Here is a 769-nt window from a genome sequence, read left to right on the forward strand (position 1 = left end):
CCACTGGGTTGTCAGACGTCGTTGTGCTTGAGGCGCCAGGCTGCGGCGGCGATGACGGCGGCCAGGTAGCCGAGGAAGACGGCCAGGCCGGCCCATGGGGTGAGCGCGTCGGCTTGCTGGGTGACGGCGGTGAAGGCGCTGGCGGCGTTGGAGGGCAGGTACTGCAGTGCGGTGCCCCAGCTGTCGGGGAGCAGGAGTTGCGCGACGCCGGTGAGGAGGAACAGCGCACCGAACAGGGCGCTGATCGCGGCAGGGGTTGAGCGCATGAGCGTGCCGAGTCCGATCCCGAGCACGCCCGATCCGGTCAGGACGACGGCGGTGCCGATCACGGCTCGGGCTACGCCGGTGTCGGACCAGGAAGCGCCGGCGTCGCCGATGATGGCCTGGCCGCCGGTGAAGGCGATTGCGGCGGCGGCGAGGGCGACGGCGAAGGCGACTCCAGCGAAGGCGATGATCTTGGCCCAGAGGACGGGTAGCCGTTTCGGGACGGCGGCCAGCGACGACCGGATCTGGCCGGTGCCGTATTCGCCGGCCATGAACAGCACACCCAGTGCGCCGAAGGCGAGTTGGGCGAAGGTCATGCCGGCCAGGCTCGCCGAGACCGGGTCGCTCGTCCCGGTGCCGGGTGGCGCGCCGGCCGTGGCTGTAGTGGCGTCGCCGGTGAACAGGGACGCAGCGAGCAGGCCGATGCCGATGAGCAGGGCGGCGGCGATGGCCATGGTGGCTACGGTCGATCGCAACGACCAGAACTTGATCCACTCACTCTTGA

Annotated in this window: 1 protein-coding gene; it reads right to left on the reverse strand. The window is 70.4% G+C overall.

Annotation, left to right across the window (positions count from 1 at the left end):
- Positions 1–11: 11 nt before the first annotated feature.
- Positions 12–769, reverse strand: a 758-nt coding sequence (locus Vau01_RS63050; protein WP_204015498.1) for an ABC transporter permease subunit, incomplete at its 5' end; no start/stop codon positions are given.

The organism is Virgisporangium aurantiacum (assembly GCF_016863635.1).
Classification (GTDB): Bacteria; Actinomycetota; Actinomycetes; order Mycobacteriales; family Micromonosporaceae; genus Virgisporangium; species Virgisporangium aurantiacum.